Genomic DNA, 20,206 nt, shown 5'->3' on the forward strand with positions numbered 1-20,206 from the left:
ACACTGCACTCACTAAACGCAAAATTTGTGTTTACTTTTTTTTGCTGTAGTGGAGCGAAGCGGATCACGAATACCTTTGAAATAAGAACCTCAATGAGTAAAAAAAGTAAAAGCCCGTGCGGCTTGAGCACATAAATAAAAAACATATTTTTTACGTGATACGATGTAGCGAGACGCTACCCCGAACGGGGAATATATCTTTTACCGGACAATAATAAATTTCACATCAATATTTATCGACGACATCAACCGATCCCAACTACAATTTAACATTAAACACATTCAGGACCTTCTCCTTATACATTTTCCCAACAGGAAGTTTTACATGCCCCACTTCCAAAATATTTCCTTCTAAAGAGACAATCTCACGCGTGGCCACGATATACGATTTATGAATCCGAAGAAACTGACTGTCGGGAAGCGATTCTTCCAGCTCCTTCAACGAAGCCAGAGCCGTAATTTTACCTTTTACCGTGTGAAAAGTAACATACGCCTTTTGCCCTTCAATATAATGTAAATCGGAGAAATTTATTTTATAGAGCTTTCGGTCGGCTCGTATCGTAAGGTACGACTCGGCGATAGATGTCTCGGGGGAATTGGGAAATTGCACATTGTCGCTGCGCGAACCCGCATCGGCCTTATCAAGAACCTTATTTACGGCCTGTAAAAAACGCTCGAATGAAAATGGCTTTAGCAAATAATCGGTCACATTCAGATTAAACCCTTCCAACGCATACTCCTGATAGGCCGTCGTAAAAATAACATCGGGCGCCTGCGAAAGGGTACGCAAAAAATCGACACCCGTAATATCAGGCATTTGAATATCCAAAAAAAGCAAGTCCACCTCTCCCGATTTTATCAAATTAATAGCCTTTAACGGCGAATTGAACTCACCCAACAACTCAAGCTGCGGTATCTTACTGATATAATTTTTCAGATACTCACGTGCCAGTCGTTCGTCGTCGATAATTAAACACTTAATACTCATTTCCGGGACCCATTAATTTACAATCATGTAACGATACAAGACAAATATAGAATGTATCAATCGTATAACAAGATAATCAGCCAAAACATTACACCATAATACTCAGCTCAACATTAAACTTATCGCCGCTTTCGTTAATGGTAAGCACATGGTTCTGCGGGTAAATAATTTTTAACCGGTGCTTCACATTTTTAATTCCCAATCCGCTTCCCGGCTTGGGCTTATTATTTTCCGGCACACTATTCTCAATGGCAAAAGTTAATTTTCCCGCTTCATTTTTAATCAAAATATTTACATAAGCCTCTTCAATCTCCTCAATACGACTATATTTAAAGGCATTTTCAAGAAAAGGGATAAACAGCATGGGTGCTATTTCAATACTTCCATAACCCAAATCGGTTTGCAAACTAATATTTTGGATGTAAGAAGATTTCATTTGCTGAAAAGCATTAAAATTTTCGATATATCTGATTTCAGACGTCACCGCTACACGATCCTTGCTGCAATCATAAAACACATACCGCAGCATTTCCGACAATTTCAACACACTCTCGGGCGCATTGGCCGATTGCATATATGTTAATGAATAGATGTTATTCAGCGCATTAAATATAAAATGCGGATTAATTTGAGCTTTTAATAACTGAAGCTCTGTTTTTAATTTTTCCTCCGTTAATAACTTTTCATTTTCTTTTAAGCGATTGGTCTGCTCAATTAATTGAATGGAAGTACCCACAATAAATATAAATACAACCGACATCAGCCTTCTCACATAATGAAATAAAATAGGCGGTTCACTGGACCAATGCTTCATATGAGGACCTATCACAGTCACATCAAAACCGAAAATCAAACCTGAGTAGAGAATGATAGCCAGTAAAGAAATCAGAACATAAAGCCAGCCCCTACTATAATATTTTGCGAATAAATACTTTACCGTGATGAGATAAAAAGCCAGTAAGAAAGCAGTCTCGAAGACTGAACTGATGGCAGCAAACCCTGTTGTTTGAAAATAATTTGACATACTAAAGAAAAAAGTATAGAGTGCCAGCCACCCGATACTTTGTATCCATATATTTCGTCTTCTGTAATTCATCGTCCTAATTTTCAGCTAAAGTATCAATGCTTTTAAAGCCCTTAAAAATTTATAAACAAACGAATACGCCACAGCAATCAACAACCTGATTAACCTCATCATCATCAAATATTGACAACATGAGACGAATCCGAATGTTGGTCTATAAACAGAGCCCTTTGGTTCATTAAGTTGCAGTAACGTGATCTAAAACCGCTATTTTTGTGTCATATTATAAAAAACTCAAATCAATAAAAAACAGGGAGGATGAAACAACCATGTTTGCCGAAAATTACAATTATCATTAGCAGACATAAAAATGCCATTCACTTTTAACAAACAAATTATAATCATATGAAACGAGCCATGAGTGTAATCTCTCACACAAGTGGATGATTATCCGGCGAGTTCCATATGGCAACTTAAAGACAAATTATAAACATATGAAACGAGCCATGGGAGTTACTTCACACACAGGGGGGATGATTAAGCTAGGCGAGTTCCATATGACCTTAACAAACAAATTATAAACATATGAAAAGAACATTTATTTATGGTGGGATCAGTGTTGTATTAATCGGATTGGCAGTAGGTTTTGCAACATATTCAATCAACACCAAACCTGTTCCAAAAAAGGACAATAAAAAAGCCACCACGCTTTATGTAAAAACATCAAAAGTGAGTCTGACTCAGACAGCATCCGATATGAAATACCGGGGCCGGGTTACGGCTTTCGATAACGTGTCGCTGGGTGCCGAAATGCAGGGGAAGATTATGCAGGGAGATGTACGCTTCAAAGCCGGCGAAAAATTCAGAAAAAACGATTTGTTAGTCAAAATATACAGCGAAAACGTTAAGGCTGCGCTTAAATCAGATATTAGTTCTTTTTTACAGACGCTCTCGAAAATATTGCCGGATATAAAAGTGGACTACAGCGAGGAATACGACAAATGGTTCACCTTTTTCAATGCCATTGATGTAGATAAACCATTGCCCCAACTACCTCCCATAAACTCCAATAAAGAAAAAATATTTTTAGCCGCCAACAATGTTTTGTCCGGTTATTACACACTGCTGCAACAGGAAATTAACCTCAGTCGTTATGCCATTTATGCACCCTTTACCGGCAGCTTCAAATCCGTCAATAAAGAAATTGGCGCTGTGGCAACCCCTGGCGCCGAACTGGCCACCATTATCCGTTCCGACAAATTAGAAATTATTGTGCCGGTTTTCCCGGCCGACCTTAAATGGATACACAAAGGCGATAAAGTGAAGATAGCCAAACAAAACGGCCTCACAAAAACGGCTTCGGTATCACGCATATCCCAATTTGTGGACGAAGCAACACAGTCGGTAAATGTGTACCTCACCTATCAGCCAAATGAAGATTCATCCTTTTTGGAAGGCGAATATGTGGATGCTATATTTACTGGTGTGGCATTAAACGGGTTTGAAATTCCGCGTGAAGCATTGGTGGACAAATCGTTTGTGTACGAACTAAACAACGACAAACTGGTTAAAATCCCGGTGAATATTCTTCGTCAGCTCAACGACTCATATATTATTGCGGGTATCGACTCCAATAAGGTTATCGTAACCGAATCGCTATCAGGAATCAATGATAACATCACCTATTTAGCCCGCTAATAAAATCAAAATCAGAAAATGAAAAACGTAATATCACTGTTTGTAAAATATCCGTTTTACGGAAAAATGGTCATTCTGGTTCTCATATTGCTGGGGGGCATTTCGTTGTTGCACATGCGTAAAGCAACCTTTCCGCTGGTAGAATCCAAAGTAATCAATGTTTCGGTTTCCTATCCCGGGGCTACACCCAAAGAGATGGATGAAGGGGTTACCGCACTCATTGAAAACAGCATCCGTGGCATATCAGGCATCAAAGAATTTACCTCCAAATCGAATGAAGGAAACTCTCAGGTAACCGTAACGGCACTGAATGGCTACGATATGGATGAGTTACTGTCGGATGTTAAGAATGCCGTTGATGGAATATCCAATTTCCCCTCCGGTGCCGAACGTCCCATCGTTGCAAAAAACAGAGCCAAAGATATTGCCATGTTCATGTCGCTGACCTCAAAATCCAATGATTTGCTGGAATTGAACAGCATGGCCAATCGAATTGAGGACGACTTGTTAGCCACGGGTAAAATTTCTCAAATCACAATTCATGGTGTCCCCAGCAACCTGGAACTGGCCATTGAATTGAATGAGACTCAGATGCGCAGATACGATTTAACATTTAGTGAAATACAAAGCGCCATAACAGCCAACAATGTCGACCTGGCGGGTGGAACCATCAGAAACCCGCGCGAACAAATTAAAATACTAAGCAGAAACCGCTCTATATCGCCCGACCACATCAAACAAATTGTCGTTAAAGCAAATGTTAACGGACAACTCATTACCGTCGGCGATATTGCCACCGTAAAACTGCAAACGCCCGAGGATCCAAGTAATGGCTATGTCGATAAAAAACCGACCGTTACGTTTATGATTCAAAAGCTTGCCACCGAAGATCTGGAAGCGATTTCAAACATCTTAAACGATTATATAAAAGAATTTAACGCCACACACGACAACTTTAAGATGGCGGTTAAGATGGATTTTTTAACCATGATAGATGGTCAGCTGTCCATTCTTATCGGCAACGGCATTCTGGGTGTTGTATTGGTCATCCTATTGCTGTCTCTCCTCTTGAATATTCGTCTGTCGCTATGGGTCGCATGGGGTATACCCGCTTCATTTCTGGGGATGTTCATCATGGCCAACCTGTTTGGCATAACCATCAACATGATCAGTCTGTTCGGAATGATCCTGATCATCGGGATTCTGGTGGATGACGGCGTTGTTATAGGCGAAAACGTATTTACGCACTTCGAGATGGGCAAGTCGCCGCGCCGCGCTGCTATTGATGGCACGCTTGAAGTTCTGCCCGCCGTGTTCACCTCGGCAACCACCACCATGATTGCATTTATGCCCCTGTTTTTTATTGAGGGACAAATGGAAATGATGTACGAGATGGCATTTGTGGTTGTGGCTTGTCTGGTCTTCTCGCTGTTCGAAGCCATGTTTGTATTGCCCGGCCATTTGGCCACGCCTAAAGTGTTAAAACCTCACAACAATAAATCGGCGTACGGACGGTTACGTGATAAACTCGACAAATACATCATTGGCATTCGCAACAAAATTTATGTTCCCTTTTTATCCTGGATTTTAAGTCACAAGGGACTCACATTATCAAGCGTTACGGCCATTATCATCATAACAGTAGGACTGGTTGGTGGCGGAAAAATCAAATTTACGTTCTTCCCGGCGGCGCCGTCTGATATGTTTACCATCGACCTGGCTCTTAAACCGGGAATAAACGAAGAGATTACCAAGCAAAAACTGTTTTATATTGAAGATAAAGCCTGGGAAGTGAATGCCGAATTGATGGAAGAAAATGGCGATACCATCCCATATATCTCATCCATGAGCATCGGCATGGGCCGGTCGTTCAACAACACCGAAACAGGAACCAATGCGGGTATGATACGCGTATTCCTGAACCCTCTGGAAGATACGCAGGTGTCCGACGAGCTGTTAAAACGTAAAATTGCCGCTAAAATAGGAAATATCCCCGAAGCCTATAAATTCGCCGTGGGCGCATCAAACCGTTTCGGGGCCCCGGTATCCATTAGTCTGTTGGGTTACGACTACGACGACCTGGAAGCGGCCAAAGATGAATTGGAAGCCCAACTGGCTAAAATGCCGGCTCTCTTTAATATTACCGATAACGGCCAGATTGGAAGTCAGGAATTACGTCTGAAACTTAAACCGGAAGCCTATGCCCTGGGACTAACAAGCCAATCGTTGATGGCCGAAGTGCGTCAGGGATTTTATGGCGCCTTATCACAACGCATACAAAACGGGAAAGATGAAATATGGGTGTACGTAAGGTACTCGCTAAGCAACCGTCAAAATTTTGGCCAGCTGGAAAATATGTTGATTCACACGCCAAAGGGTGATTTTCCGCTGGGTAGAGTCGCCGACATAAGCACGGCCCGAAGTCTGAGTACCATCAACCATTTCAATGGCAAACGTGAAATACGGGTAGATGCCTATCAAAAAGACCAAAGCCAGTCGGTACCCGATATTTTGAGCTACATTGAATCCGAAATTTTGCCGGCAATCTCGAAAAATCATCCCGACATAACTTATATGCAGCAGGGACAGCAAAAAGATACCAATGAACAAAAAGACAGTATGGTTCTTTATTTTGGCCTGGCATTTCTGGTCATCGTCCTCATCATCATGATTTATTTCAAATCATTCATTCAGGGTATGCTGGTCACGGCTATGATTCCGCTGGGCCTGGTTGGGGCCATTTGGGGCCATGCCATACATGGACAAGCCATCTCAATGATGAGTCTTTGGGGTATGGTCGCCTTGTCGGGTGTTATTATAAATGATGCCATCGTCTTTTTGGCCAAATACAATCAGAACTTAGAGAAAGGCATGAAAATCATTAATGCCGTTAAAGATGCCGGCAGTTCCCGTTTCAGAGCCATCCTGTTAACCACCATAACAACAACAGCCGGGTTAATGCCTTTAATACTCGAAAACAGCCCCGACGCACGAATGCTCATACCGATGGCCATTTCATTGGCTTACGGCATCTTGTTCGGAACGGTGTTTATCCTAATTATTTTACCGGTATTAGTCGTTCTGGCAAACAGAATTGTTTACGCCGTTAAGAAATGGCATTCCGATGAAACGTTTGAACCCGAAGAGGTCGAAACAGCCGTCATCAATGCAAAAATTGAAGCAACACTTATGGCAAATATGGCGAAGAAGTTTGATTAAAAACAGAGCGTTTCAGTCACTGAGTGTCTCATCACAAAAACGCCGGCCATCGCACTGTTGCGAAACAAGCCGTTGGCCGGCGGATTTGCTTCAACAACAAGTAATATCGTAATAGGATAACTTATTATGGTTTAAAAAATGAAACGAGCCATGGGAATTATTTCACACACAGAAGTATGATTATCCCGGCGAGTTTCATATGACAACTGAAAAACAAATTATAATCATATGAAACGAACATGAATTTTAGCATTCTAAAATACACACAGTAGAATGATTAAAATTCATCGAGAGTTCCATATGACCATTGAAAGATAAATTTAAACATATGAAACGAGCCATGGGAATTGATTCACACACAGAAGTATGATTGTCCCGGCGAGTTCCATATGACAACTGAAAAACAAATTATAATCATATGAAAGAATCTGTAACACTTATATCACTTTTTCTATGTCTGGGGATTAGCCAGGCACAGGAAAAACTCTCTCTATTCGAGGCTATAAATCTTGGTTTACAAAATAACTACGATTTACAAGTACAAAATAATTCAAAAGAAATTGCAGGTATTAACAACACATGGGGTAACACCAGCATAATGCCCAGTGTGAGTTTTAATGCCACCGGCCGCGAAAATTATAATTACAACGACAATGAAAATTATCGCCAGCAAACCATAACGCCCGACTTAAGTCTTGACTGGGTTATTTTCAACGGCTTTTCGGCCCGTATCAATAAAAGGAAATATGAGGAGCTGGAACAGCAATCCGAAGGCAATACCGTTGTGTTGGTCGAAAGTACGATTCAGGACATAATCATGGCTTACAATAACTGTCTGGTGCAAAAAGAACTGGCCGATGTTTATCAGAAGCTGGCCGATTTGTCCAAAGACCGCTATGACCGAATGCTCAACAGTCAGGCCATTGGCGCAAGTACCACCTACGAAGGGTTACAGGCCAAAGTGTCGATGTTGGAGGACAAATCAAATTTTCTTCAACAAAAGGTAAACTACGATAATGCCATACGAACCCTTAATTATTTATTGGCTGTTGACAACGACGCACAATGGGATTTTACAACTGCTTTAACAGCCGATACGCCCGACTATAATCTGGAAAGCTTATCGGAAAAATTAGGGCAAAACAATCAGACCCTAAAAAACCAATATCTTTATCAAAGCATCGTGGCAAAAGAAACCGCGCTGGCCAAAAGTGCCTATTCGCCTAAACTAACCGCCAATTCAGGAATTAGCCATACCGATTTTGGTCAGTATTATTCCGGATCAACGGCCGACGTAAGCCAGAACTATTCCGATGTATATGTAGGCTTAACACTCTCGCTCAATATTTTTAATGGCGGCACACGCAAACGGAGCCTTCAAATCGCAAAAATAAATGAAGAAACAGCGCAGGTGCAAACCACGCAAATGGAACACAGCCTGAAAAATCAGTTGCTGCAAATGTATAGCAACTACCAGGTTCAAAAAACGGTGTATCAACTCACACTCCAACAAGAAGAGGCCGCCAGACTCAATTTAGAATTGTCGGCCGAGAAACTCGATAACGGCTCAATAAATTCATTTAACTACCGCGATGTACAAATAGCTTACATGAATGCAGCCGTCTCAAAATTACGCGCCATCTATAACCTGGTGCAATCCAATACCGATCTGCAAAGAATTACCGGTGGCATCATTAACGAATATAAATAATTTGGCGTCGGGTTATTTTTTAATTTTTCTCATTACAAATCATTGGTGTCCGATTAAAATTTAGGAAAATACTTAAAACCCTATTTTAATGAGGGTACCAGGTCTTTTAAGGCACATTTGGGTTGCTATCCGCCTCAAGGAATTTTTTAAACGGAAATTCCTTGAGGCATAAATGAAAAATATGTTTTTTACGTGATACGATGTAGCGAGACGCTACGCCGAACGGGATAACGACACTCAAACACATTAATAATCACCGGAGCCATCATCGATGCCGCAGTGTAAAGACGCACAGCCGTACGTCTCCATATTGCCGCCAGTGCGGAAGGAAGCCGTCGTTAAATACGCCGGGGAACGGGGTGAGTCAGTCATCTGGCCTTAGAATCTTTCACATTGAATGCACAACCTAATGTGGTTTCGTCGAGGTCTTGATGTCGTTTTGGCGAAGTCTTGATATCGTCGCGGTGAAGTCTTGATGTCGTTTTGGCGAAGTCTTGATCTCGTTGTGGCGAAGTCTTGATCTCGCTGCGGCGAAGTCTTGATCTCGTTACGACGAAGTCCTGATGTGGCTGCGGCGAGGTCTTGATCTCGTTTCTTACGTCGGTTGGAATGACTGCTTATGCTAATTTAGTCTCTGTTTTAACAATTGAGTTATTAACATTAAATTGAAAAACGATTGGATGAATGGCCAGAGGCCTCGGTGATACGACGTAGCAAGACGCTACGCCGAACGGGGGATATTCTGAAAACAAACGTATCGCAGAAGCTGAACTCTTGTTACAAGCACTAAGTTAGAGTCTGTCTATAATGTCCAACTTCTGCGTTATGCCTGCTCTCAAAATGGTCATTTACGAAAGTAAACTCACATTTTTCGAGCTGCACAAGCCTTGAATTTGAACTTTATAGCTCAAACTCCCAACTTTATGGACAGGCACTAAGTTAGGGTTCGCTTTGTTGCGAATGAGATCAAAAGATCACACTGAAATTATTCTTCAGTGACTTTATCCATCAACTTAGCACAGGCTTTTTGCCCCTTAATGATGTCTTTATATATATTTTTATTTTGTTCCGATTCATCACAGCTATTATAGGCATTTACCGCTTTAAAGTAATACTTCTTCGCATTTATACCTTTACTAAACAGAACAAACACATCACCAATAGTCAGAAAGTCTATATAATTAGGATTTTCCTTTTGCTCTATCAGTTCAATCACTCTCAACAGACTCTCTTCTGTTTTAGCCCTATGTTTTTCAGCTAATTTCAACGGTAAATGATAATCAGTGTAAAGCAAAAAATGAGTACTGGCTTTACTTTTAAGGAAAATGGGATTGTCCGGGTCGATAGTTAATGCCTGGTTAATATTCTTCAGCGCCTCTTGCTCCTTCCCCTTTGTATGCTGAAGGGCCACGCCCTTGTAATAATACCCTTCTGCAACGTTAGGTGCCAGTTTAATAGCAAGATCAGCGTATAAAGACAACTCTTCAATATTCTTAGTTCTTTCCAGACACTCACAAGCTAAAAGAATGAGTTCTATATTTTCAGAATCATTTTTTAATTCAGCCACAATTTTATTTAATGTCGGCTTTACCTTACCAGAATAATACAGTGCTTTAAGTGATTCATAAGTATTTACTTTCACCACTTTCTTCTTCTCCTTAAGCTCTTTACTCATTAATTGTTTAAATTATATTTTAATCTACTACTTTTCTCATGGCAGTTAATCATATACCAAAGGGGGCAAAGTTACAAATCAAAAAACTCAGGATTGCTTTAAAAGCAATCTATTTGTTCATAAATCCATATTATACGCCGTGCCGGGGACTTCACAGGCACGGCTAACTCAAACATATACAGCAAAACAAAGTCAAACTTCTCATTGAGATTTTTTTTACCGGAAGGGGGATGACAACAATCACAGGCAAGCCCCCCACAACAACCGTCAGTCTTAAACCTTATCGACGGCAACCTTGTAATGCGGGTCTTCAATTACGTTGACATCAATGATTTTATCGGCATTTTGAAGTAGCTTTTGACAGTCAGGACTTAAATGACGCAAATGAACTTTTTTCCCCACCTTTAAATACCGCTCTGTAATTTTATTAAGCGCTTCGATTGCCGACATATCAACCACTCGACTTTCTTTAAAATCAATGATGACTTCCTGTGGGTCGTTCAGAATATCAAACTTTTCGTTAAACATCGTTACTGAACCAAAAAATAGTGGCCCGTAAATTTCATAATGCTTGATTCCCTGCTCATCAATGGACTTTCGTGCCCGAATACGTTTTGCGTTATCCCACGCAAAAACCAATGCAGCTATAACAATACCAACAATAACCGCTAACGCCAGATTGTGCAAAAAGACAGTTACAAGCGTTACGGTAACCATCACAAAAATATCAGATTTAGGCATTTTGTTAAAGGTCTTTAAGCTCGCCCATTCAAAAGTCCCGATAGCTACCATAATCATCAGACCAGTTAGTGCGGCCATTGGCAACCGCTCTATTAAACCTGCTCCAAACATTACAAAAATCAAGAGGGCAACTGCGGCTACAATGCCTGAAAGTCGGGCTCTCGCGCCATTGGAAATATTAATAAGGCTTTGCCCTAACATTGCACTACCTCCCATTCCGGAGAAAAAACCTGACAGAAGATTTGCCGCACCCTGAGCTACCGCTTCTTTGTTCCCTCTTCCACGTGTTTCGGTAATTTCATCAATAATATTTAACGTTAACAAACTCTCAATCAAGCCAACACCAGCTATTATTGCCGCATATGGGAATATCAAACTCAATGTTTCAAAGTTGAAAGGAATGTTTGGAATGTGAAATGGCGGAAAACCGCCCTGTATAGATGCCATATCACCGACGGTTTTTGTATCAATTCCAAACCCGACAACAATTCCAAAAACAGCCAGAATGGCAACTAATGAAGCAGGAATTGCCTTTGTAAGTTTAGGTAATCCCCAAATAATCAACATCGTTAGCAACACCAAACCAAGTATAATATATAACGGCTGGCCCGTTAGCCAACTTCCCGATGCATCCTTAAACTGGTCGAGTTGCGACATAAAAATGATGACAGCCAAACCATTAACAAATCCAAAGATTACCGGATGGGGAACCAATCGCATGAACTTGCCTAATCGTAAAAAACCGGCCAACATCTGAATAATACCTGCCAAAACCACCGTGGCAAATACATATTCGGGGCCATATGAAAGTGACAACGCAACAATTACAACGGCAACGGCACCCGTAGCCCCTGAAATCATTCCGGGACGACCACCAAAAACAGAGGTTATTAAGCCCATTACAAATGCAGCATAAAGACCTGTCAATGGCGATAGACCTGCTATTATTGCAAAAGCGACAGCTTCAGGAACCAGAGCGAGAGCGACTGTAAGGCCCGACAGGACTTCCGTTTTATAATCTACTTTTTGTTTAAAATCGAAGAAGTTTAAAAGTTTTTTCATAAAAATTCCGTTACAAATGGAAATCCATCTGTTTAAATGTGTTTGTATTAAAAATTGATTATTTGAACTGTTCTATAATGAACAAAGGATTAATTGAGTATAACGATTCAAGACAGAGTTGTGCAGACAGGAGAAAATTATAGACCATATTTGTACTCTTCATTTTTTTGAGGTTGCAAAAGTAGTAAAAAATTTCACTAAAAAAAGAGAAGCCGGAAGGTAACAAAAACGCATCCCTCATGATTATCTAATCCTGACTATCAATGTTTTGCCACTTAACAAACCAATTCCTAAACCGAAAGAAAAGTGACCACAAACCATACACTACAACGTTATTGCGACACAATTGTTTATCGCAATCAGGAAAGCAGCCACTCTTCAATCGAAAAACTGGCAATCCAATAAAATTTCCGATAAAGTTGTCAAAACAAATAATAAGGGATGCGTGGTTTAATTAGTGGGGGTCAGTAAGATTGTGGGTTTGGCGATAAAATTCAGATTCAAGGTTTGCACAGTAATAATAATGTAAGCCGACTTACGTAAATGACCATTTTGAGAGCAAGCGTAACGCTGAAGTCGGGCTTTATAGCCAGACTCTATTTAATTCTTTTCTATTTATGCCAGCCAGCAATCGAAAAGAATATACCTTTGCATATTTAAAGGTGATGGAAGGGAAAAAAACCTCAGAAAAATTTCAAACGGGACGAGTGATGCTGGTGGCAGCCTCTCACATGTTGCACGATATTTACTCATCGTTTCTGGCACCATTACGCCCCTTGCTGATTGAGAAATTTGGTATTACGCTGGCCATGGCGTCCATATGGGACCTTATTATGCGTGTGCCATGGTTTCTAAATCCTTTCATCGGCATCCTGGCCGAGAAAACCGCAGCCAGATATTTTATTATTGTCGCGCCGGCCATTACCGCCATATGTATGAGTCTGCTGGGCGTAGCTCCTTCCTTTGGCATCATATCCATCCTGCTTTTTACCATGGGAATAAGCAGCGCCGCATTTCACGTACCGGCACCCACCATGGTTAAACGCCTCTCGGGCAACCATACCGGACGGGGCATGAGCTTTTATATGTTTGGCGGAGAGCTGGCACGTACCGCCGGCCCGTTGTTAATAACAGCATCGGTATCGTACTGGGGACTTGAAGGCATCTGGAAACTAATTCCATTAGGCTTGCTGGCTTCATTTATTCTCTATTTTAAGCTGCGTAACATCAAAATTTCCGATGAGCTGAAAACAAAAAACCCGCAAAAAGAATCGGTATGGCCAACACTGAAAAAATATCTGCCCTTCTTCCTGGTGCTGATCGGCTATACCCTTTTCAGAGCCATCATGAAATCAGGCTTAACGGCATTTCTGCCCACCTTCTATTATTCCGAACGCGGTGAAAGTCTGTGGTTTGCCAATTCGGCGCTGGCCGTCTTTCAACTGGCCGGAGCCGCCGGAACAATTGTCGCAGGCAGCATTTCCGACAAGATTGGCAGAAGACGAACGCTGTTAATAATCAGCATTATGTCGCCCATCATGATGTTTCTGTTCATCAACTCGCAGGGATGGCTTTCGTTTCTCTTTTTGGTATTACTGGGCATTTTTGTCTTTGCCCCCGGCCCCGTATTAATCGCATTGGTGCAGGACCGCTCAAAAAAAATGCCTGTATTTATGAACAGTATTTATATGACCATCAGCTTTATTACCGCCGCCTCGGCCGTCTTTTTTGCCGGCGCAATGGGCGATTGGCTGGGTCTGGAAAAAACGTACCTCATCTCGTCTATACTGGCGCTGGGCGCCATTCCATTTGCGTTACGATTAAAAAAATGAAGCTGAATGCCAAAAGACCGGCATTTATTCAATCATCCAAAGACAAACATTCATTTCTAATCCATTCAATGGTGTTGATAAAATTTTCCGGCTCTTCGAGATTAGGGCTATGCGCCGAATTTTCGAATGTGAAAAAAACCTTTTCGGGAGCCTTTATCGAATCCAGATATTGCTTTGCCAATGAATAAGATACCTGATAATCATATTTTCCCTGAATAAAATATACCGGGACATCGAAGACGCATGACGTTTCAAGCAAATTTTCATTGGAAGCACCACCTAAATATTTCCCGGTAAATCGTAAGCCTTTAAGTAGACTGAGCTTTTCATGAAGCGTGTAGCCCCCGAAATACAAATACGAAACCAGCATTCGCAGTGTGCTTCTCTTTTCATGATAAACGCCCACCCCATACTTGTTCAGAGTTTTGTTTCGCACTTTTATATGGTAATCGAATGGTGGGAAATCAGCCGCAGAAGGGTCATATTTCTTTAACAGTTCAATGGTGGGCTGATCATGAATATCTTGGGCATGATTCAACATATAATCATAGGCTAATTGCTCTGATTCAACCTGATTTGACATCTGACCAACCCCAATATAAGCCCGGTATAAATCCGGATATCGTTGAATCGTTTTAATCCCCAACATTGTACCCCAGGAATGACCCATTAAAAAGATTTTATTCTTCTTAAATCGTTTTTGAAGTATCAAAGTCATCTCACGGGTATCTTCAATCAATTGATCAATGTTCATATCCGGGGCCTTCAGATCTTTATTAAATGAGATACCGGCACCTCGCTGTTCCCAATAACAAACCGTAAAAAATTTCTCCAACCGGGTATTGGGATCAGACGACAGAACATCGGGCGTTTCAGGTATTCCCGGGCCACCATGAAGATAAAGCAACACAGGATTATCCGCATTTTCGCTTCTGATAAAATAGCCCTGACGAACACCTCCAATATCAGCCCACTGTTTCTCGGCAATAGAATGACTGATGCGATCACCGTTATTAGTCGTTACTTCTTTTATGCTATTTCCACTGCTTATAGCAATTGAGATAAATAACCCAACCAAAAGCAAACCACAAAAAGCAGCCAGCAAAGCAAGACCTGTAAAGAATTTTTTCATATGATTATAATTTGTTTTTCAGTTGCCATATGGAACTCGCCAGGATAATCATACTCCTGTGTGTGAAACAATTCTCATGGCTCGTTTCATATGTTTAAATTTATCTTTCAACGGTCATATGGAACTCTCGATGAATTTTAATCATTCTCCTGTGTGTATTTTAGAATGCTAAAATTCATGTTCGTTTCATATGATTATAATTTATCTTTCAGTGGTCAGATGGAACATACGCCCTGATTTATCCGGGGAAAAATCATAGATATCTATAAAACTGCGTAGACGAATACTTATCAACCACTTTATCGCGTTTTCATCCTACGACTCTTTATCCTTATACTCAACGCCAACAATAAATTAGATCTGGCTGAGCTGTTGCTACACAATCAGGAAAAGGCTAACAAGTGTCAGAGTTTTCCAAACAATTCCAACTAATTCCAAGAGATTCCAGTAGAACTTAGAAAATTACAACACCCAGGCAGGTAATCATCGCTTGGGTGTTTTTTTACTTTTGCCATACGTATTAGGCCGAATATTTACTGTCCTAAAACATAAAAAAACGGCTGTAAGTCCATAGTATTTAGTTGTAGTTCTACCGGGATGTAGTTCAACCCGGGGTAATTGGAGGGTCGTGCCGACCGCTCATACGCCTATATGTTGTAAGTAGCTTATTTTAGTCTATATGCAACTCCGAAGCCTAAAGAGATAGTGCCAATGCTTTGTTCAAAACCATAATCTTCAAATTCTGGTTTTGTTGAGAAGTAATCAGCACTTAATAAAAGTGATACATTATCTCCTACATTTACTCTGAATACTGTCCCAATATTTAATGCAAAAGATGATGCTTGTTCTGTACCATAACCAATATCCGGAAGAGTTGTCACCGAATAACCGATCATTGGTCTAAAGTCCCATTCAACTTTTTGAGATGGAGGAAATGATAATAATGGACCGACCATTATACCACCATAAGACCAAGGGTCATAACCATCTGCATCTAACGGGTTTGCTGCCCCAAACCACGTAGCTGTAATTCCAATATTTTCTGAAAATAGATACCCAAAATTAATCAAGTTTAATTGGATGCCTGTTTTAGCCAAACCATCTGATTTATCAGCAAAATCACCAACTGGAATCGAAGCTCCTATGGATAAACCAATGTATCCTTTTCTTTTTTCCGGATTACTATTAGAATCTGACTTTTTACTGTCAGATGACTCTTTTGTAATTTTCTCTATCTCATCCATTTGATAAACAAAAACATTTCTGTCGGCTGTTTCAATTTTAATGGATTTATTTGGGACTTGCTCAATAATTACCCCCCGAATAATGCTTCCATTTTTCAAGTAAACCACATCTTGATAATTACGTTGTCCGAATGACACAGTTGTAATTAATGCAAATAAAAGTAATGCTAAATATTTTCTCATCTTAACTCCATTTTGTTTTCCTACTCGTTTGGCTTTTCGGTTTCGCCCCGTTTTTCAAGTGGTCGCTGGGCTCCACTTTTTAGTCGTTCATTTCCCTCAATTAAAACTTAGGAAGTATATGAAATTGGTGGCTCTCTTGTCTGTCTCATTTCTTGTTTTGTTTCTTTAACTTGCCCACAACGCACTCATAGCGCCATTAAAAAGAGCTATTGCATTTATCTTGTCTGTCCCCAAAAATTCCCTGAAAACGGAAGCCTAATTTACTAATTCGCGAATATTAGTCAAAAAGATAAACAAAAAATTTAAATGGTTAAACACAAGCAATGGTGCATTGAGTAGACAAATTCTCTAAAAATCTGAAAGTAAAAAGTTGAAATAGATAAACCCAAAAAATCGGGCTATTCGAAATTGAAAAATGAGCTAATGGGACTCTGTAGTCTGACTTTTCCCTTCTGGATGCTCAAAAAAAGCAGCATAAATATTTTGTTATAATCGTATGTTTCACTTTAAAATAACACAGTTATGACATTATCTGCTTATATCAGGTTGTTTAAGGTTGCCAACCTGTAAAATAAGAGATCTCCCACGTTTAGTAATTTTCCATCTATAACCACGCCACCCCTATGACTCCGGTAGATCGTTGCACTTCTCTCTGCTGTTAATCCATGCAACAGAGCAGGGTTTAAGACCGTCAAAACTCTCCCCATCTACAGATACACTTCTCGAAGCTACTGTGAGTTCACGCTTGCGCATTTACTCATGAATAAATATTCTTATGGAATTCGTGATTGTTAATTCGGCTTGGTCATTTGAGTATACAGAGCTTCAGCATCACCCTCACGAGTTTATCTATCTGCAACTCTTCTAAATGAACAGCAAATTATTTAGGTAGAATTTTCACCTACTGGAAAACCGCAACTTCGTGGCACACTAACGTTTACACATATGGCCTGAGGCGGGATTGCGTGCTACGTACCTGTCTGACGTTAGCAAAGTTGCCGCGGGGTAGAGCGGTTCAAAAAAACACTAAACCCACCTTTGGCTATATGTGCTGTTGCCATGCGTTAATTGTTTCTATTTATCAGATTTACAACTACTTTTATCATTGTGTCTTTTTCATCTGGTCTACTTACAGCTATCATAAGAGTCAATGCAACCAAGGTATTATCCGCTATTCTCTTATTTCCATTTATATCAAATAAAATTCCATTTCTTTCTAAAAAGTAGAGAAATAGGAATGCTGCTATTCTTTTATTTCCATCAGAAAATGAATGATTCTTTGTTATGAAGTACAGTAAATTAGCTGCTTTTTCCTCGATACTAGCGTATAAATCATGTCCGTCAAAAGTCTGATAAATTGTAGAGATAGAACTTCTAAATCTTTTTCACGTCCGAACAAATCACTATTGCCATGAGCTTTTTTTGCAATTCTTATCTGTGTAATCGCTTCGTCATATGTTAACTGATAGGTTTCTTTTCCGGACGTATCTTTAATTTCAAGCCTTTGATAATCGTATTGGTCTAAAACATCCAAAGCATATGCATAATCAGAAATTATTTTTAACAATCCAACACTCTCGTCATTTGTTAAAGTCTTATAATTTAATACTTTACTTAAAATCTTTACGGACTGCTTTAATTGATTAAGTTGTTCATTTTGCTCCTTTAATTTCCTTTCATTCAAGGCATAACCCTTCAACAAATATTCGCTTAGAATTTTATTGGCCCAAATTCGAAACTGTCTACCTCTTTCTGAATTTACTCTATATCCAATTGATAGAATTACGTCTAAGTTATATATTCCTATTGGTCGAGTTACTGTTCTTTTTCCCTCTTTTCGAACTTGTGCAATTTTTGCACTAGTTGAATTCTCATCCAGTTCTTTGGTTTTGTATATGTTAGAAATATGACGACCAATAGAGGTTCTGTCAGTTAAAAATAAATCTGATATCTGATATTGATTAAGCCAAACTGTATCATTATCAACTCGAACTTCAATTTCAGTTGAGCCATCATCACTTTTAAATATTTCAATTTGTTTATTGTCCATGACTCAAAAATACAGAATCAGATTCATTATTCTAAGCAATTGGTGTGATGTCGGTTTTTTAATGCATGGCAACGTGTCCCTACCGCCATTATCGTTTATAGCCTAAAAATGTTATTGCATTTATAATTGTCTTTACCCAAAATTTCCGGGACAACGGACACCGAATTTACTAATTCGCTGATATTTATCAAATAAGTTGACTGAGAATTACGACTGGTTGAATGCAAACGGTGGCGCATTGGGTGGGCAAATATTCTGAGGGGAAAAGCTAAAAGCCAAAAAATCCGTGTTATTCGTAGTTGAAAAATGAACAAGCGTAACACGAAAGTCGGTTTTCCCTTAAAGAATATCACATTTAAAAAGCAGCATAAATATTTTTAGTCCCAAATCGTCATAATGCTCAACCTCAGAACCAATACCATCCGCTGCCGACACCAATTCCCAGCTAAACCAGTGCGACACAGCCGGCCGAGCGGTCATTCCAGCCGGCGTGAGAAATGACATCAAGACTTCACCATAGCGAGATCAAGACTTCACCGCGACGATATCAAGACTTCGCCACGACGACATCAAGACTTCGCCACGACGACATCAAGACTTCGCCTCAGCGACATCAAGACTTCGCCTCAGCGACATCAGGACCTCGCCTCAGCGACATCAGGACCTCGCCTCAGCGACATCAAGACCTCGCCTCAGCGACATCAAGACCTCGCCTCAGCGACATCAAGACCTCGCCGAAACCACATCAGGTTATGCATTCAATGTGAAAAATTTTTCGGTCAGGTGACCGACTCACCAGCAAACTGTAAACAGAAAAGCCGTTGGGCAAGCGGCCGTCACAAACCCGGGGAAAGAGAGGCGATGGTTACCGTGCAAAGGTGTTTTTGTATCATTAAAAACCGTACTTCTTTAATATCTTTGCCCAAACAAATAAACAGATTGACCATGAATTTTTTGGAAGCAGCACAACGCCGTTATGCAACAAAAATGTATGACAAAACAAAAAAAATAGATGACGAAACCATTGAACAATTAAAACAAATCCTTCATTTAAGTCCTTCGTCAATTAATAGTCAGCCGTGGCAATTCACCTTTGTCAGGGACGAAGAAATGAAAGCCAAACTGGCCAAAGTCTCTTTCCTGAATGAAGGAAAAATTGTTGACGCCGATACAGTAGTGGTGTTCAGTGCCATCAATCGGATCGACCTTTTCGAGCAACAGATCAATGAACATCTGGCTCAGGGCGCCATTGCCTATTTCAACCGGGCTGTTAAACCACAGGGCGACACCGTGATAAAAAACTGGTTTCAAAAACAGGTATATCTGTCACTGGGAGTATTTCTGAGTGCCTGCGCCACCATGGGTCTGGATGCGACCCCCATGGAAGGCATTGAAAATGATAAATACGACAAACTCATAAATCCCGATGGCAATTACACCACGTTATTTGCCGTTTCAGTTGGTTATCGAAATCCGGAAGATCCCTTTCAGCCTTCAATAAAACCCAAAGAAAGAATCGCGATCGACCAAATCATAAAAACAATTTAGTGTTGGTCTATAAAGTCCAACTTCTGCGTTACGCTTGCTCTCAAAATGGTCATTTACGGGAGTAAACTCACATTTCTCGAGCTGCGCAAGCCTTGAATC

The 20,206-nt window shown here is 40.3% G+C and carries 14 protein-coding genes; 5 read left to right on the top strand and 9 right to left on the bottom strand.

The genetic code is table 11. The features are described from left to right. Window positions 1-259: 259 nt before the first annotated feature. Window positions 260-988: a LytR/AlgR family response regulator transcription factor gene (locus ACT3CD_RS16290; protein WP_444646722.1), complete on the bottom strand. Its 729-nt coding sequence runs from the start codon at window positions 986-988 to the stop codon at window positions 260-262. An 88-nt stretch (window positions 989-1,076) separates the two neighbouring features. Continuing rightward, window positions 1,077-2,084 carry a sensor histidine kinase gene (locus ACT3CD_RS16295; protein ID WP_444646723.1) on the bottom strand — a complete coding sequence of 336 codons (1,008 nt, stop codon included), beginning with the start codon at window positions 2,082-2,084 and terminating at the stop codon, window positions 1,077-1,079. A 513-nt stretch (window positions 2,085-2,597) separates the two neighbouring features. On the opposite strand from ACT3CD_RS16295, the gene ACT3CD_RS16300 reads away from it, so the two are divergent. The 3 genes from ACT3CD_RS16300 (at window position 2,598) to ACT3CD_RS16310 (ending at window position 8,640) form a co-directional block, all read left to right on the top strand. Further along, entirely contained in the window at window positions 2,598-3,710 is a 1,113-nt protein-coding gene (locus tag ACT3CD_RS16300; protein ID WP_444646724.1) for an efflux RND transporter periplasmic adaptor subunit, read from the top strand. A gap of 18 nt (window positions 3,711-3,728) precedes the next feature. Beyond that, complete coding sequence (locus ACT3CD_RS16305) at window positions 3,729-6,929, top strand: efflux RND transporter permease subunit (RefSeq protein WP_444646725.1); 3,201 nt, start codon at window positions 3,729-3,731, stop codon at window positions 6,927-6,929. A gap of 418 nt (window positions 6,930-7,347) precedes the next feature. Further along, window positions 7,348-8,640, top strand: coding sequence for a TolC family protein (locus ACT3CD_RS16310; RefSeq protein WP_444646726.1), 1,293 nt, complete (start codon window positions 7,348-7,350; stop codon window positions 8,638-8,640). Window positions 8,641-9,625: 985 nt separating this feature from the next. On the opposite strand, the gene ACT3CD_RS16315 is transcribed toward ACT3CD_RS16310, so the two are convergent. Together ACT3CD_RS16315 and ACT3CD_RS16320 are read right to left on the bottom strand one after the other, a co-directional pair. Then, window positions 9,626-10,315, bottom strand: a complete 690-nt coding sequence (locus ACT3CD_RS16315) for a hypothetical protein (RefSeq protein ID WP_444646727.1) — start codon at window positions 10,313-10,315, stop codon at window positions 9,626-9,628. A 273-nt stretch (window positions 10,316-10,588) separates the two neighbouring features. Then, entirely contained in the window at window positions 10,589-12,118 is a 1,530-nt protein-coding gene (locus tag ACT3CD_RS16320) for a SulP family inorganic anion transporter (protein ID WP_444646728.1), read from the bottom strand. Between the two features lie 617 nt (window positions 12,119-12,735). Here ACT3CD_RS16320 and ACT3CD_RS16325 point away from each other — a divergent pair. Beyond that, window positions 12,736-13,950 (top strand): MFS transporter, encoded by a 1,215-nt coding sequence (locus tag ACT3CD_RS16325; RefSeq protein ID WP_444646729.1) that lies wholly within the window; start codon window positions 12,736-12,738, stop codon window positions 13,948-13,950. A 28-nt stretch (window positions 13,951-13,978) separates the two neighbouring features. On the opposite strand, the gene ACT3CD_RS16330 is transcribed toward ACT3CD_RS16325, so the two are convergent. From ACT3CD_RS16330 to ACT3CD_RS16350, 5 genes are all read right to left on the bottom strand, one after another. Then, window positions 13,979-15,082: an alpha/beta fold hydrolase gene (locus ACT3CD_RS16330; protein WP_444646730.1), complete on the bottom strand. Its 1,104-nt coding sequence runs from the start codon at window positions 15,080-15,082 to the stop codon at window positions 13,979-13,981. 665 nt (window positions 15,083-15,747) lie between these two features. After that, complete coding sequence (locus ACT3CD_RS16335; protein ID WP_444646731.1) at window positions 15,748-16,509, bottom strand: hypothetical protein; 762 nt, start codon at window positions 16,507-16,509, stop codon at window positions 15,748-15,750. 1,064 nt (window positions 16,510-17,573) lie between these two features. Next, on the bottom strand, window positions 17,574-17,876 hold the full coding sequence (locus tag ACT3CD_RS16340) for a type II toxin-antitoxin system death-on-curing family toxin (RefSeq protein ID WP_444646743.1): 303 nt from the start codon (window positions 17,874-17,876) through the stop codon (window positions 17,574-17,576). Beyond that, entirely contained in the window at window positions 17,792-18,559 is a 768-nt protein-coding gene (locus tag ACT3CD_RS16345) for a virulence RhuM family protein (protein ID WP_444646732.1), read from the bottom strand. The genes ACT3CD_RS16340 and ACT3CD_RS16345 overlap by 85 nt, the downstream gene beginning before the upstream one ends. Before the next feature lie 339 nt (window positions 18,560-18,898). Further along, complete coding sequence (locus tag ACT3CD_RS16350; RefSeq protein ID WP_444646733.1) at window positions 18,899-19,063, bottom strand: hypothetical protein; 165 nt, start codon at window positions 19,061-19,063, stop codon at window positions 18,899-18,901. 441 nt (window positions 19,064-19,504) lie between these two features. On the opposite strand from ACT3CD_RS16350, the gene ACT3CD_RS16355 reads away from it, so the two are divergent. After that, window positions 19,505-20,107 (top strand): nitroreductase family protein, encoded by a 603-nt coding sequence (locus ACT3CD_RS16355; protein WP_444646734.1) that lies wholly within the window; start codon window positions 19,505-19,507, stop codon window positions 20,105-20,107. The last annotated feature ends 99 nt before the right edge of the window (window positions 20,108-20,206 follow it).

Source organism: Geofilum sp. OHC36d9 (genome assembly GCF_052400685.1).
Lineage (GTDB): Bacteria > Bacteroidota > Bacteroidia > Bacteroidales > Marinilabiliaceae > CAZHHH01.